This window comes from Paraburkholderia phytofirmans (assembly GCF_046028095.1).
Lineage (GTDB): Bacteria > Pseudomonadota > Gammaproteobacteria > Burkholderiales > Burkholderiaceae > Paraburkholderia > Paraburkholderia phytofirmans_A.
The window spans coordinates 573,463-586,387 of the sequence record NZ_JAQQDJ010000001.1 but is presented as its reverse complement, the minus strand read 5'-3'; the positions used below and the strand labels follow the sequence as shown (position 1 = coordinate 586,387).

15 protein-coding genes are annotated in these 12,925 nt (G+C 64.5%); 3 read left to right on the top strand and 12 right to left on the bottom strand.

The features are described 5' to 3' along the window. Positions 1-15 precede the first annotated feature (15 nt). The 10 genes from PQR54_RS02635 to PQR54_RS02590 all read right to left on the bottom strand — a co-directional run bounded on the left by PQR54_RS02635 (position 16) and on the right by PQR54_RS02590 (position 8,759). Positions 16-285, bottom strand: a complete 270-nt coding sequence (locus tag PQR54_RS02635; protein ID WP_106282264.1) for a DUF493 family protein — start codon at positions 283-285, stop codon at positions 16-18. Further along, on the bottom strand, positions 257-1,222 hold the full coding sequence (locus PQR54_RS02630; RefSeq protein WP_408243952.1) for a D-amino acid aminotransferase: 966 nt from the start codon (positions 1,220-1,222) through the stop codon (positions 257-259). Before PQR54_RS02630 ends, PQR54_RS02635 begins: the two co-directional genes overlap by 29 nt. A gap of 13 nt (positions 1,223-1,235) precedes the next feature. After that, positions 1,236-2,465: a D-alanyl-D-alanine carboxypeptidase family protein gene (locus PQR54_RS02625; protein WP_408243951.1), complete on the bottom strand. Its 1,230-nt coding sequence runs from the start codon at positions 2,463-2,465 to the stop codon at positions 1,236-1,238. 320 nt (positions 2,466-2,785) lie between these two features. Further along, complete coding sequence (locus PQR54_RS02620) at positions 2,786-3,430, bottom strand: alpha/beta hydrolase (RefSeq protein WP_408243950.1); 645 nt, start codon at positions 3,428-3,430, stop codon at positions 2,786-2,788. An 8-nt stretch (positions 3,431-3,438) separates the two neighbouring features. Further along, positions 3,439-3,762, bottom strand: a complete 324-nt coding sequence (locus tag PQR54_RS02615; protein WP_408243949.1) for a (2Fe-2S) ferredoxin domain-containing protein — start codon at positions 3,760-3,762, stop codon at positions 3,439-3,441. A 136-nt stretch (positions 3,763-3,898) separates the two neighbouring features. Then, positions 3,899-5,056, bottom strand: coding sequence for a VanZ family protein (locus PQR54_RS02610; RefSeq protein WP_408243948.1), 1,158 nt, complete (start codon positions 5,054-5,056; stop codon positions 3,899-3,901). A 31-nt stretch (positions 5,057-5,087) separates the two neighbouring features. Next, positions 5,088-5,714 carry an ABC-type transport auxiliary lipoprotein family protein gene (locus PQR54_RS02605; RefSeq protein WP_408243947.1) on the bottom strand — a complete coding sequence of 209 codons (627 nt, stop codon included), beginning with the start codon at positions 5,712-5,714 and terminating at the stop codon, positions 5,088-5,090. 57 nt (positions 5,715-5,771) lie between these two features. Then, positions 5,772-6,734, bottom strand: coding sequence for an MlaD family protein (locus PQR54_RS02600; protein WP_408243946.1), 963 nt, complete (start codon positions 6,732-6,734; stop codon positions 5,772-5,774). A gap of 16 nt (positions 6,735-6,750) precedes the next feature. Then, positions 6,751-7,629 carry an ABC transporter ATP-binding protein gene (locus PQR54_RS02595; protein ID WP_408243945.1) on the bottom strand — a complete coding sequence of 293 codons (879 nt, stop codon included), beginning with the start codon at positions 7,627-7,629 and terminating at the stop codon, positions 6,751-6,753. Further along, positions 7,626-8,759 carry an MlaE family ABC transporter permease gene (locus PQR54_RS02590; protein ID WP_408243944.1) on the bottom strand — a complete coding sequence of 378 codons (1,134 nt, stop codon included), beginning with the start codon at positions 8,757-8,759 and terminating at the stop codon, positions 7,626-7,628. Before PQR54_RS02590 ends, PQR54_RS02595 begins: the two co-directional genes overlap by 4 nt. 105 nt (positions 8,760-8,864) lie before the next feature. On the opposite strand from PQR54_RS02590, the gene PQR54_RS02585 reads away from it, so the two are divergent. Genes PQR54_RS02585 through PQR54_RS02575 form a run of 3 tightly spaced genes read left to right on the top strand, consistent with a single transcriptional unit; the run spans position 8,865 to position 10,860 of the window. Further along, entirely contained in the window at positions 8,865-9,758 is an 894-nt protein-coding gene (locus tag PQR54_RS02585) for a biotin--[acetyl-CoA-carboxylase] ligase (RefSeq protein ID WP_408243943.1), read from the top strand. After that, complete coding sequence (locus PQR54_RS02580) at positions 9,755-10,567, top strand: type III pantothenate kinase (protein WP_408243942.1); 813 nt, start codon at positions 9,755-9,757, stop codon at positions 10,565-10,567. Before PQR54_RS02585 ends, PQR54_RS02580 begins: the two co-directional genes overlap by 4 nt. 53 nt (positions 10,568-10,620) lie before the next feature. Continuing rightward, the gene (locus PQR54_RS02575) at positions 10,621-10,860 is read left to right on the top strand and encodes a hypothetical protein (protein ID WP_106282276.1); all 240 of its coding nucleotides are present in this window, start codon (positions 10,621-10,623) and stop codon (positions 10,858-10,860) included. A gap of 72 nt (positions 10,861-10,932) precedes the next feature. Here PQR54_RS02575 and rfaE2 read toward each other — a convergent pair whose 3' ends face one another. Beyond that, positions 10,933-11,415, bottom strand: coding sequence for a D-glycero-beta-D-manno-heptose 1-phosphate adenylyltransferase (rfaE2, locus tag PQR54_RS02570; protein ID WP_106302300.1), 483 nt, complete (start codon positions 11,413-11,415; stop codon positions 10,933-10,935). Positions 11,416-11,568: 153 nt separating this feature from the next. Next, complete coding sequence (locus tag PQR54_RS02565; RefSeq protein ID WP_408243941.1) at positions 11,569-12,441, bottom strand: ferritin family protein; 873 nt, start codon at positions 12,439-12,441, stop codon at positions 11,569-11,571. Positions 12,442-12,925 lie beyond the last annotated feature (484 nt).

Sequence of the window (12,925 nt, the reverse complement as noted above, 5' to 3'; positions counted from 1 at the left end):
ATACGGAGAACGGCTTTAAAGCACCACTTTGACCATCGGATGGCCGGTGAGCGCGCGATAGATATCGTCGAGCTGCTCACGGCTCGTGGCGCGCACCGTGACCGTCAGGCCCGTGTAATTGCCGCCGCTGGACGGCCGCGTTTCGATGCGCGAGGCGTCGACTTCGTTGTCGAACTGCCGCACGACCGTGACGATCGTCTCGGCGAACTCGGGGTGCGATTTGCCCATGATCTTGATCGGGAAATCGCAAGGAAACTCAAACAGTGACTCGTTCACGGAACTCATTCTTTACTCCTTGCTGCGCCTCGCGCGCTTGCTGGGCTTTGGCTCGCTGATACGCCGCATACAGCGCCGCGAAGACGGCACCCGGCTTGCCCTCGCCGACCGGCCGGCCATCGAGTTGCGTGACCGGCAGCACTTCCTTGGTTGCCGAACTGACGATGATCTCGTCAGCCGCGCGCAGTTCGGCTTCGGTGATCTCGCGCGCTTCGAAACGGATGCCGCATTCGCTTGTCAGTTCTTCGATCAGACCGTAGCGAATCCCTTCGAGAATCTTGTGGCTGCGCGGCGGCGCGGACAACACGCCGTCCTTCACCATCCACACATTCGACGACGATCCTTCGGTCAGCATGCCGTCGCGAAACTGGATCGTCTCGAACGCGTCGTTCTCCGCGGCATATTGCGCCATCAGCACGTTGCCGAGCAGCGACACGGACTTGATGTCGCAATTGAGCCAGCGGCGATCTTCCGCCGTCACGCAACGCACGCCTTGCGCGCGCTGTGCCGCGTCCGGCAGGTTCAGTGGCGTGACCATCACGAACACGGTCGGCTGGATGCCGGCCGGAAACGCATGACCCCGTTTGGCGACACCGCGCGTGACCTGAATATAGGCAATCGCGTCCTGATCGACGCGCAAACCGCCGTCCGCCTCGTTTGCAGCGACCACACGCTCGATCAGCGCGCGCCAGCCGGCGTCGTCAAAAGGATTGACGATGCCGATCTTGTCGACCGAGCGCGCGAGGCGCGCCAGGTGCTGCTGGAAACGGAACGGCGTGCGGCCGCGCGCGCCCCCGGTTGGCGCATACAAAGGCGCAACTTCGTAAATGCCGTCGCCGAAAATAAAGCCGCGGTCGAGAACCGGCACGCGCGCTTCGGACAACGGCACCAACTCGCCGTTCAGATAGACAATCGGATCGGGCGAAACATCGGAAACAGCGGTCATTGCAATCAGGCTCTTACTTCTTCTTGTTGAACATGAGCATCAGCGAATCCCACACGCGGCCGACCACGCCCGCTTGCGGCACAGCCTGCAGGGCCACGATCGGGAACTGGGCCAGCACCTTGCCGTCGGCCACCAGCTTTGCGGTACCAACCTGCTGACCGTTCGCGATCGGTGCGATCAACGGATCGATCTGCTCGATCTGCGGCTTCACCTTGTCGCCCATGCCCTTCGGCACGGTGATGTACTGATCGCTCTTCACGCCGATCTGCACGGTGTCCTGCGCGCCCTTGTAGACGCGCGGCGTGCCGACCACCTGATTCGCCTTGTACAGACGCACCGTGTCGTACGCGCTGTAGCCGTAGTTCAACATCTTCAGGCTGTCCTGCACGCGGTCGTGTTCCTTGGTCTCGCCCATCATGACCGAGACGAGACGGCGCGACGCGTCGGTCGTGCCCGGCAGCGAACGCTTCGCGCTCGCGATCAGGCAGTAGCCGGCGCCTTGTGTGTGACCGGTCTTCAGACCGTCGACGGTCGGGTCGATCCACAGCAGGCGGTTGCGGTTCGGCTGCTTGATCTTGTTGTACGTGAAATCCTTGACCGAGAAGATGTTGTAGTAGTCAGGGAAGTCGCGAATCAGACGCGCCGACAGCACCGCGAGGTCGCCCGCCGTGGTGTAGTGCTGCGGATCGGGCATGCCGTTCACATCGGCGAAATGCGTGTTCTTCATGCCGAGGCGCTGCGCTTCCGTGTTCATCATGTTGACGAACTGCGACTCGCTGCCGCCGACCAGTTCGGCCAGCGCGATCGCCGCGTCGTTACCCGACTGGATGATCATGCCGTACACCAGATCGTGCACGGTCACCGGCTTGTTGGCTTCGATGAACATGCGCGATTCGTCCGTGCGCACGCGGCGCACCGCTTCGCTCGGCATGACCGTCTGGTCCATGTTGATCTTCTTCGTCTGCAGTGCTTCGAAGACGAGGTACGCCGTCATCAGCTTGGTCAGCGACGCCGGTTCAACGCGCTCGTCCGCATTGCCCGAGGCGAGCACCTGGTTGCTGGTCGCGTCGACGAGCACCCACGAACGCGCATTCACGGCCGGCGGCGGCACTTGCGCGAACGCGGTGCTGGCGACGAGCGTGGCCGGCAGCACCACGCCGAGGGTCACGGCACGGCTAAGCGTAGAAGGAACGAAGGAAGCAGTGAAAGGGAATGACGTGCGGCCGGAGGTGGAGAAACGCATAGGGTCGATTCGTGCAGAAAAATACATCGCGCGCAGGGCGCAGAGTTTGGAAGAGCCGGTCGGCGGGCGTCTGGCCGTAAAAACGGCGCGGCGCCCATTGGACTTCCGGCCACGCGATCGGTTCGCGCAGCACGCCCGCACCCGGCACCGCTGCGCGCGAAAATGACGCTACGCGTCGCGCGAACTGCCGGATGGGCGGCGCCGCGCCCAAAAAAGAGTCGCCATTATACGCGCGCTCTCCCCGTTACTTTGCGCAAAGGCCGGCGATTAATTTGCGTTTGTGCGTACCTGTACCCCGGAAAACACACATCGCGCGTCGCTTAGCGCCAGGCGTCGACGATGATCCGCTTCAGCACGTGCAGCTTGCGATGCAGAAAATGCTCCGCGCCCGGAATCACGACAACCGGCAATTCCTGCGGCCGCGCCCAGTCGTAAACGGATTGAATGGGAACCGTCTCGTCGGTTTCACCGTGAATCACGAGTGTGTTTTCCGGCACCGGGGCGACTTCCCAGCGGCTCGCCGCCGTGCCGACCAGCACCATTCGCTCGATCTCCTGACCTTCTTCGCGCAGTTGCGCGGCCACGTGCGACAACACGAACGTGCCGAACGAAAAACCCGCCAGCACGAGGGGCAGATCGCTTTGCCCCGGTTCGGCGCGCATGTGATCGAGCACGGCGCGCAAGTCGTCGCGCTCGCCGATGCCCGCGTCATGCTCGCCTTGCGTTTCGCCGACGCCGCGAAAATTCGAGCGATACGTCACGTAGTTCAACTGCACGAGTGTGCGCGCGAGCGTCTGCGCGACCTTGTTGTCCATCGTGCCGCCGAACAGCGGATGCGGATGCGCGACCAGCGCGATGCCGCGCGGCGCCGCGCCGCTTTCGCGCGTTTCGTCGGGCAGATCCAGCGCAACCTCGATCTTGCCGACCGGACCGTCGATCAGATATTTTTTGGTGTGTACGTTCATGGCGAGGCTTATTGATCGATTTTCAGACGCTCGACGATCTTGCCGTTCGCGAGGTGCGAGTCGACGATCTCGTCGATGTCGCTCTCGTCGACGTACGTGTACCAGATGCCTTCCGGATATACGACGAGCGCCGGGCCGAGTTCGCAGCGGTCGAGACAGCCGGCCTTGTTTATGCGCACCTGGCCCGGACCCGCGAGTCCGAGTTTCTTCACGCGTTTTTTCGCGTACTCCTGCATCTCCTGCGCATTGCAGTTCGCGCAGCTCGGGCGTTCGGCGCCGGGGTCGCGCTGATTGAGACAGAAGAAGACGTGGTGCTTGTAGAAGGAGTCCATGATGTCCGGAGGCGAGACTGTCAATGTGGGGAATGGCGCTGGATGCACGGCGGCGCGCCTGTTGTGCGAACGATTATAACGAGCGGGGCTAGCGGTCGCTGATGCTGTCCACGCCTGCCCTGCGCGCTGCATACCTTCACGTGTGCTTCATGCGCCGCTTGAGCCACGCCTGTTCGACCACATACGCCAGCCACACGAGCGCCGCATACGGCCAGATCCAGGCGAGCCAATGCGCCAGTCCGTTGAAGTGCAGATAACGCCCTTGCCGCCAGTCGGCGAGCACGGCATCGAAATACGGATTCACCGGCAGCAGATTGACGAACACCAGCGCGATCGTCAGCGCGACACCCGCCAGCGCCGCGCGCGATCGGCGCTGCAGACGCAAGGTGAGCAGTGCGGCGGCGGTTCCGCACACAAGACCCGCCAACGCGCCGGGCGTGGCCCAGTCGAACGCGAGGCCGGACTGCGACTGCAAAAACGTCGCACCCACCTTCACGCACAAGGTCATCACGATAAACAGAAGCAGCAGGCGCACGCGCGGCGCATGGCGGCGCACCGGCAACGACGCCAGTGCGAGCGCGGCGAACAGGTTCAGCGTGGTGATCACGGCTTCCCACACGTCGTCAGGCATCCACGCGGCGACGAGCGCCGGCCAGGCGCCGACGTGCCAGCCCGGTGGCGTCCACGCGAGCAAGGCGTCTTGCGTGGTCGAATCGAAACGCAGCCAGAGCGCGCGCGGCCAGTTGCCGAGACCGAACAGGCGCGGCGCCGGGTACATCGTCGCGAACGGCCACGCCACGACTAGACACGCAAGTGCGGCTCGATCTCGCTCGAACCACAGAAGCCGCACGCGCCGTAGCAAGCCGCGATCGAGCAGCGCGCCCGTCGCCGGCGACATGATCGCCGCGCCCAGCAGCGCGCCGAGCGCGTTGGCGGCGAGATCGAGATTGGAGGCGACACGCGTCGGCAGATAGGTTTGCACGGCTTCCATCACGCCGGACAGCAGTCCGCCGAGCACGAAGGCGAACGCGACCGCCAGCGTGCCGCGCCAGCGCGGATACGCCGCGAGCACCACCAACGCGCCGAACGGCATATAGCCGAGCACGTTGGTGACGACGTCGAACGCCGTCAGGTACTGCGGCATGGGATCGGACAGATAGGCAAACGGACCGAGGCCGAGCGAACGCCAGCCCGAAAACGGATACCACGAACCGTAGACGATCAACGCGGTATACAGCACCAGCGCCTGGCGGGCGAGCACCGACGGACGGCGCGCCCAGGGTTTCACGCTCATGCAGCGCTCCGCGGTGTGCGCTGCAAGCCGGTCATTGCGCGGCGACCAGCGCCTGCACGCCGAGCCACGCGCCGATCTGCGCGACCAGATCGTCGCTGGCGGTGGCGAGCGCTTGCGCGCCGCCGGCCGCGTCCGCCGACCTGGACGGCGCCCGCGCGATGAACGTGCGCTGGCTGAGCACCTTGCCGCTTTGCGTGAGAGTGGCGCGCGCGGTGACCGCGGCGTGACTTTCGGACTGGCTGTCGAAGACCTGTTCGAACTCGCTCAGATCGACCTTCAGCACCGGCGCGGCGACGCCGTCGGCGCCCGTCAGCACCGTGCCGCGCGAACTGAGCGCGCCACGCAGACGCTGGGTCAGCAATTGCGAAGGCGTCATGGTCCAGTGGCTGTTCGCGTATGCAGCGGTCTGCTGCGCGTCGGCGTAACTCAGGCGGTACATCAGCTTGTCCGACTCGAGCATGTCGGGCGCGCTCACATCGAGCACCTTCACAGCCGGCGATGTGCCTGCGGACGCTGCCGGACTCGGCGGGCCGAAGTCATAGCGGATGTCCGAGAGCGCCGCCGGTGTGCCGGCGCAGCCCGCGGCGAGCATGCCGAATGCGAGCAGCACCGCCAGCGCGGCGCTCGTGGGCAGAAATCTGTGAATCGAGCGTGACATGACAATCTTCCTTTCTTCAAACCTTCAAAATCATTGCTTCAACCTCATTGCTTCAACTCATTGCGCAGCGCGCCCGGCGGGCCATTTGAAGCCCGCTTCGCCCGGGCCGGGCGCCGCGCCCGGCGCGCCGAACAGCACGCTGCGCGGGCTGGTGCTGAACGTATCGGCGGCGCGGTCCACTGAGCGGGCTGCGGAGCGCACGTCTTCAGCGAGCGAATTGACGCGCGGCAAGGTGTCGTAGCCGACCCGCGACGACAGTTCCTGCACGGCGCCGTTGATCGACACCAGCGCGTCGCCGGCCTGCTGCGCGGCCGTGCCGACCTTGTTCAGGTTGGTCTCGAACGGGCCGTTCGGCCGGTTCAGGCTGGAGATCAACTGGTTGGTAGACGCCAGCGTGCGATCCAGCTGGTTGATCGTGCCGGGCAGCATCCCGGCGGCTGGCGTTATTTTCTGCGTCAGCGTGGCCACGCCGTCGGCGGCTTGCTGCAGGCTTGCGGCCGTGCCTTGCAACTGCGCGGCCATTTCCGGCGACAGCAAATGGTCGACGTCGTCCGCGACTTTTTCGAGTTTGCGCAACAGCACGTCGCCGCGTTGCTGCAGTTGATCAAGCAAGCCGGGGCGCATCGGCAACTGCGCCACCTGTCTGGCCGACGACGCCAGCGGCGTCGGATCGCGCCCATTGTCATCCAGCTGGATGAAAGCGATCCCCGTGACGCCCTGAAAACCCAGGCTGCCGAACGTCGAATGGGTAATCGGCGCGTGCGTATCGACGAGGATGCGAATCAGAATCTGCCCCGGATGAGCCGGATCGAACTTGATGGACTGCACCTTGCCGACGTCGAGCCCGCGATAGCGCACCGCGGCGTCGGTGAACAGGCCCGTCACGTTGGTGCGCGCGATCAGATCGTACGGCACCCGCACGGAACGGTCGACATTGAACAAAAAAGCCGCCAGCGCGATAGCCACCAGCAAAACGATCGTGAAGAGCCCGGCCCAGAAGGCATGTGATTTGTTTTCCATTGTCAGGTTCCCTGGTTCACAGCGGCAATTCGGACGATGCCGGCTCGAGCGCCGCCCGCGGCAGCTTCGCGCGGCGCTCCGGCGGCAGCGCCTGCAACGCGCGGCGCCCGCGCAGGCCGAGGAAATATTCGCGGATGAAAGGATGATCGACCCCCGCCGCCTCTTCAACCGGCGCGGCGACAAGCACCTTGCGATCCGCCAGCACGGCGACGCGGGTGGACAACGCGATCATCGTGTCGAGATCGTGCGTAACCATCACCACTGTCAGGCCGAGCGCGCGATGCAGCGCGGAGATCAGCTCGACAAATTCATCCGACGCCTGCGGATCGAGCCCGGCGGTGGGTTCGTCGAGAAACAGCAGCTCGGGTTCGAGCGCGATCGCGCGCGCAATGCCCACGCGTTTGATCATGCCGCCCGACAGCGCCGACGGCATTTTCGACGCGTGCTTGCACGGCAGGCCGACCATCTCAAGCTTGAGCATCACGATGTCGCGCAACAGATCTTCGGGCACCTTGCCGAGTTCGCGCACCGGCTGCGCGATGTTGTCGAACACCGACAGCGACGAGAACAGCGCGCCGCGCTGAAACAGCATGCCGGAGCGGCTGCGCATCAGCAGCGCGGTTTCTGGCGAGATGGTCGCGAGGTCCTCGCCGAACAGTTTGATGGTGCCCGACGAAGGACGCTCCAGCCCGAGAATCTGCCGCACCAGCGTGGTCTTGCCGGACCCCGAGCCGCCCACGATCGACACGATCTCGCCGCGCCGCACGTCCAGATTCAGATGCTGGTGCACGATGTTGCGCCCGTAGCGCTTGGTCACGTCGATCACTTCGATCACCGGCTCGGCGATCGAGGGTACGGGTTGGCCGCGCACGGCCTGAGTGAGTGGCGCGATCATCCGAGCCCCACGTTCTGGAAGAGGATCGCGAACACGGCGTCCGCGAGAATCACGATGGTAATCGAGGTCACCACCGAGGTCGTCGTGCCTTCGCCGAGACTCTGCGAATTGGCCTTGATACGGAAACCGAAATGACAGCCGACGATCGCGATCAGCATGCCGAACGCGACGCCCTTGCCCAGCCCGATCCACAGATTGGCGACCGGCACTACGCTCGGCAAAGCCCGCGCGAAATAGTTCATGTCGATGCCGAGCGCGATCTTCGCGGCGAGCGCGCCGCCCGTCAGCGCGATGATGTTGGTCCACATGACGAGCAGCGGCATCGCCACGCCGAGCGCGATCACGCGCGGCAGAATCAGCCGCAGGCCGTGCGGGATGCCCATCACACGCATGGCATCGAGTTCCTCGGTCACGCGCATCACGCCGATCTGCGCGGTGATCGCCGAACCCGAGCGGCCAGCCACCAGAATCGCGGCGAGCACCGGCCCGAGTTCGCGAATCACCGAAAGCCCCAGGATATTGACGATGTACTGGTTTGCGCCAAAAAGCCGCAGCTGCTGCGCGGACAGATAACTGAGCACGATGCCGATCAGGAACGCGACCAGCGCGGTGATCGGCATGGCTTTGGTGCCCGCGTTATAGATGTTCGCGGAGATCTCGGTCCACGGCGTGATTTTCGGTTTGCGTGCGATTGCCAGCAGATCGAGCACGACGCGCCCGAGCATCGCCACGCCGCCATACAGATGCTCGAAGAACGAGAAGATCGCGAGCCCGAGCCGCGTGAGCGGATCGAACCTGATCACCGGCTCGGCCTTTTCGCGCACGGTGTCGAGCAAGGCGATGCGCTCGAAAATGTCGCGCTGCGTATCAGTGAGCTCGGTGTCCGGGGGCATCTTGTGGCCCCACACGCGCCATAGCGCCTGGCCGCCGACGTGGTCCATCCGGTCGATACGCGACAGATCCCAATGACCGATGCCTTCGGCGCCGACGAGCGACCGCAACAGCGGGATCACGTGCCCAGTGGCCCTGTCGCGCGCGAGCGCGAGCGCCGTCCACTGGCCCGAGAGCCGGACGATCTTGCCTTGGCTGCCTGCCGCGACTTCCAGGCCGGGCGGAGTGTCGTAGTTCAAGGATCGTTGAATCTGGTTATCGGATTAGCGGCCATTGTAACGAAGGCGCGGCGCGGGAACCGTGCGCGCGGGCTCAACGGGTTCGCTGTCGCTACAATATGAATCATGAACACGTCCAAGACTCCCCCCCAAGGCGACTGGCGCATCGACCGCGAGCGCGCCGTCGCGCTGTTCGGCCCGCACGCGCACGACTGGCCGATCGAAATCGTCGAGGAAACCGGCTCGACCAACGCCGACCTGATGACGCGCGTCAAAGCGCTGCCGCGCAAGGCCGGCGCGCTGCCGCGGCCGATCGTGCGGGTCGCGTATCTGCAAACCGCCGGGCGTGGCCGCCGTGGCCGTCCGTGGTATGCGGAGCCGGGCAATGCGCTGCTGTTTTCGGTGGCGTGCGTGCTGCCGCGTCCGCTCGAAGGGCTCGCGGGCCTGAGCCTCGCGGTGGGCGTCGCCTTGGTCGACGGGCTGCGCTCGCTGCCGGTCGCCGGCCCCGGCCAGATCGCGCTGAAGTGGCCGAACGACGTCCTGCTCGAAGGCGACAAGCTGGCCGGCATCCTGATCGAAACCGCGTGGAGCACCGACGACGCCAGCGCGGTGGTGATCGGCATCGGCACCAACGTGAAGGGCGCGGACGAACTCGCGGCCAAAGTCGGCGCATTGAACGCCGGCGTGCCGCCGCAGGCGCGCGGTACCGCGCCGACCGCCTTGCAGCGCGCGCTGCCCAACGCCAACCTCACCGACACGCTCGCCGCCGAGTTGAACGCGCTCGAACCGGCCTTGCAGCGCTTCGGCGCTGAAGGTTTCGCGCCGTTCCAGGCGCGCTGGAACGCGGTGCACGCCTACGCCGGCCGCGAAGTGGTGTTGCTGGAACAAGGCTTGGAACAGATGCGCGGCGTGGCGGCGGGCGTCGACGAGCGCGGCCAGTTGCTGCTCGACACCGCCACCGGCCGCGAGACCGTCGCGACCGGCGACGTTTCGCTGCGTCTGGCCGACGGTGCCGCATGACGAGCGGCGCGCCTGATTTACTGATCGACGCGGGCAATAGCCGTATCAAGTGGGCGCTGGTTCAGGCGGACGGTCCGCAGATCGCGGCCGGCGCGCTGGCCCACGGCGGCTCGGACCAGCCGGACTGGTCAAACTTGCCGACGCCCGGCCGCGCATGGTTGTCGAATGTCGCGGGTGAAAACGTCGCGGCGCGGATTGCCGCCTTGCTCGACGCACGCTGGCCGCGGTTGCCGCTCACCACGATCCGCGCTTGCACGCAGCAATGCGGTGTGACCAACAGCTACACCACGCCGCAGTCGCTCGGCAGCGACCGCTGGGCCGGCATGATCGGCGCGCACGCGGCGTTCCCCGGCGAACATCTGCTGATTGCGACGTTCGGCACGGCGACCACGCTCGAAGCATTGCGCGCGGACGGCTGCTTTGTCGGCGGTCTGATCGCGCCGGGCTGGAGCTTGATGATGCGCTCGCTGGGCGAGCACACGGCGCAATTGCCGACGCTCGACGCCCACGCGGCTCGCGGTCTGCTCGACGGCAGCACGGCCGATACGACTCGCAGCGGCCCGTTCTTCGCGACAGATACGCCGCGTTCGTTGTCCGCCGGCTGCACGTTGGCGCAAGCGGGTCTGGTCGAGCGGATGTGGCGCGATCTGCAGGATGAGTGGCGGGTGCCGGTGCGGCTCGTGGTCAGCGGCGGCGCCGTGGACGAAGTGGCAAGCGCACTCAAAGTGCCGCATACTCGCCACGATTCGCTCGTGCTGTCCGGTCTTGCGCTGATTGCTGCCGAGCGCGCCTTGGAACGCGGCAACTGAATCGCGGCCAACGGCATAACGGCGGCTCAACTTCTGGACGGGGAAAACCAACAATGCTGCGCTGGCTGATCGCCATATTGTTTCTTGCCAATATGCTGGCATTCGTCGCGGTGCGCGGCGTGTTCGGCCCGACGCCCACAGCCGGCGGACGCGAGCCCAACCATCTGAATCGCCAGGTTCATCAGGAATGGCTGAAGGTGCAGCCGGTCACTGCCGCCGAAGCTGCCGATCAGGCCGTTGTGGGCGGTCCGGCGCCGGTGGCGCCGATCGCGGCGTCCGCGCTTTCGCAGTAAGTCGCTCGCAATCTTGCGGCGTATGCGATGCAAGTCGCGAAGCCGGTGAGTGACTCACATCGCAGCCGACCACTAGCTCTGCGTGCGAACTTTCTTCAGTAGTGCGGTAGTCGAGCGGTCATGCTCGAAGGGAATCGCCAAAGCTTTACCGCCCCAGCTTCGCACGATGGCCGACTCGGGCAGCACGTCCATGTCGTAGTCGCCGCCTTTTACGAGCACGTCCGGCCGCACCGCCGAAATCAACTCGACGGGCGTCTTCTCGCCGAAGCACACCACGTAGTCGACGCTCTCCAGCGCCGCCAGCAAGGCCATGCGATCGGCCTCGTTGTTGATGGGCCGATCGTCGCCTTTGCCGAGCATGCGCACCGACGCATCGCTATTCACGCCGACGATCAGGCAAGCGCCCAGAGCCTTGGCATCGGCGAGATAAGTCACGTGCCCGCGATGCAGGATATCGAACACGCCGTTGGTAAACACAACCGGCGCGTTCAGCGAGGGACGCAGCGTCACCAGTGCATCGCGCGTGAGAATCTTGCGTTCAAAAATGGCAGCCATGGAGGAATCGGAAAGGACAGGAAGGTGTCGTCACCATACACGATGGGTCGCATGAAACAAAACGGCCTGGCGCACATAAGGGCGTCAGGCCGTTCTTTTTCAAACCGGTTCGCAGCGCGCGGCGGCGCAAACCGAGTCACATGCTCGCTACCCTCAGGCCGGTTGTTCCGCCGACTTCTGATCGGCTTGCAGACGCAGCACCACTTCCTTGCGGTAGCGGTTCAGTTCCTGCGCGGTGGTGAACGTGCGCTCGAACAGAATGGACAGATTGTGCAGAATGCGCTCGACCACCTTCTTTTCCCAGCCGTCGTCGAAGCGGATCTGTTCGTCGAGCCAGCGTTCGAGCCATTCCGGATCCGGCAGACGCGACTGAATCGTGTCGCGCGGGAACAGCGCCTGATTCACGTGCAGGTTGGTGGGGTGCAGCGGTTTTTCCGTGCGGCGCGCCGATGCCATCAGGACACCGATCTTCGCAAACGCAGCCCGCGCGATGTCGCCGGTTTGCGCCATTGCCTTCTTCATGTAGCGCAGATACGCGCCGCCATGCCGCGCTTCGTCGCGCGAGATGGTTTCGTAGATGTGCTTGATGACCGGCTCGGTGTGCCATTCGGCAGCCCGGCGATACCAATGATTCAGGCGGATTTCGCCGCAGAAGTGGAGCATCAGCGTTTCGAGCGGCGGCGCCGGATCGAATTCGAAGCGCACGGCGTGCAGTTCCTCTTCGGTCGGGCACATTTCCGGTTTGAAGCGGCGCAGATATTCCATCAGCACCAGCGAATGCTTCTGTTCTTCGAAGAACCACACGCTCATGAACGCGGAGAAATCGCTGTCGTGATGGTTGTCACGCAGAAACATTTCCGTGGCGGGCAACGCCGACCATTCGGTGATCGCGTTCATCTTGATCGTCGCTGCCTGCTCGTCGGTCAATAGCGATGCATCGAACTTGTCCCAGGGAATGTCTTTCTCCATGTCCCATCGAACGGATTCGAGCGATTTATAAAGTTCCGGATAAAGCATGGTGTTCATAGTCCCACCCCTGTTCTGCGCATACTGTGTGTGTCTGTCACTACTACGGTGTAGTACTTTTGCCCACGACGAACGGATCGCACCTAAATGTGCACCGTTTGCCGGCCAAGCATTCAATTTTACGCGGTAATCGGCCGCCCAGATGCACCTGACGGCAAAGAAGACCAGGCGTTTGCGCCCGCGCGTCTACCCTACGTTACGCGCTGCGCGGCCAACCGTGGGTGAGGGATACCCTGTGCCTGAGGTCGAGCCAGTTTGCGATGAAAACCGCACCGTCCAGCCCTGCGCCGGTGTTGCCGGCGGCGAATGGAGCAAGGGCGGCTGGATTGGTAGTTTTCAGCGCGCGCCCAAAAGCCAAAATAAAGCTTACACAATGATAGCACGCTGACTTCAACGAACCCGCGCTGTAACAGTCGCAATTCCGGTGCCTGGCTGACCGTGCGCAAGAAATCGTGCGATTCGCGGAGTGTGGCCGACGATCGGG

Excerpts from the sequence above, each read along its gene's own strand:
- PQR54_RS02635 (WP_106282264.1), bottom strand. The coding sequence starts at position 285 with ATGAGTTCCGTGAACGAGTCACTGTTTGAGTTTCCTTGCGATTTCCCG.
- PQR54_RS02630 (WP_408243952.1), bottom strand. The coding sequence starts at position 1,222 with ATGACCGCTGTTTCCGATGTTTCGCCCGATCCGATTGTCTATCTGAAC.
- PQR54_RS02625 (WP_408243951.1), bottom strand. The coding sequence starts at position 2,465 with ATGCGTTTCTCCACCTCCGGCCGCACGTCATTCCCTTTCACTGCTTCC.
- PQR54_RS02620 (WP_408243950.1), bottom strand. The coding sequence starts at position 3,430 with ATGAACGTACACACCAAAAAATATCTGATCGACGGTCCGGTCGGCAAG.
- PQR54_RS02615 (WP_408243949.1), bottom strand. The coding sequence starts at position 3,762 with ATGGACTCCTTCTACAAGCACCACGTCTTCTTCTGTCTCAATCAGCGC.
- PQR54_RS02610 (WP_408243948.1), bottom strand. The coding sequence starts at position 5,056 with ATGAGCGTGAAACCCTGGGCGCGCCGTCCGTCGGTGCTCGCCCGCCAG.
- PQR54_RS02605 (WP_408243947.1), bottom strand. The coding sequence starts at position 5,714 with ATGTCACGCTCGATTCACAGATTTCTGCCCACGAGCGCCGCGCTGGCG.
- PQR54_RS02600 (WP_408243946.1), bottom strand. The coding sequence starts at position 6,734 with ATGGAAAACAAATCACATGCCTTCTGGGCCGGGCTCTTCACGATCGTT.
- PQR54_RS02595 (WP_408243945.1), bottom strand. The coding sequence starts at position 7,629 with ATGATCGCGCCACTCACTCAGGCCGTGCGCGGCCAACCCGTACCCTCG.
- PQR54_RS02585 (WP_408243943.1), top strand. The coding sequence starts at position 8,865 with ATGAACACGTCCAAGACTCCCCCCCAAGGCGACTGGCGCATCGACCGC.
- PQR54_RS02580 (WP_408243942.1), top strand. The coding sequence starts at position 9,755 with ATGACGAGCGGCGCGCCTGATTTACTGATCGACGCGGGCAATAGCCGT.
- PQR54_RS02575 (WP_106282276.1), top strand. The coding sequence starts at position 10,621 with ATGCTGCGCTGGCTGATCGCCATATTGTTTCTTGCCAATATGCTGGCA.
- rfaE2 (WP_106302300.1), bottom strand. The coding sequence starts at position 11,415 with ATGGCTGCCATTTTTGAACGCAAGATTCTCACGCGCGATGCACTGGTG.
- PQR54_RS02565 (WP_408243941.1), bottom strand. The coding sequence starts at position 12,441 with ATGAACACCATGCTTTATCCGGAACTTTATAAATCGCTCGAATCCGTT.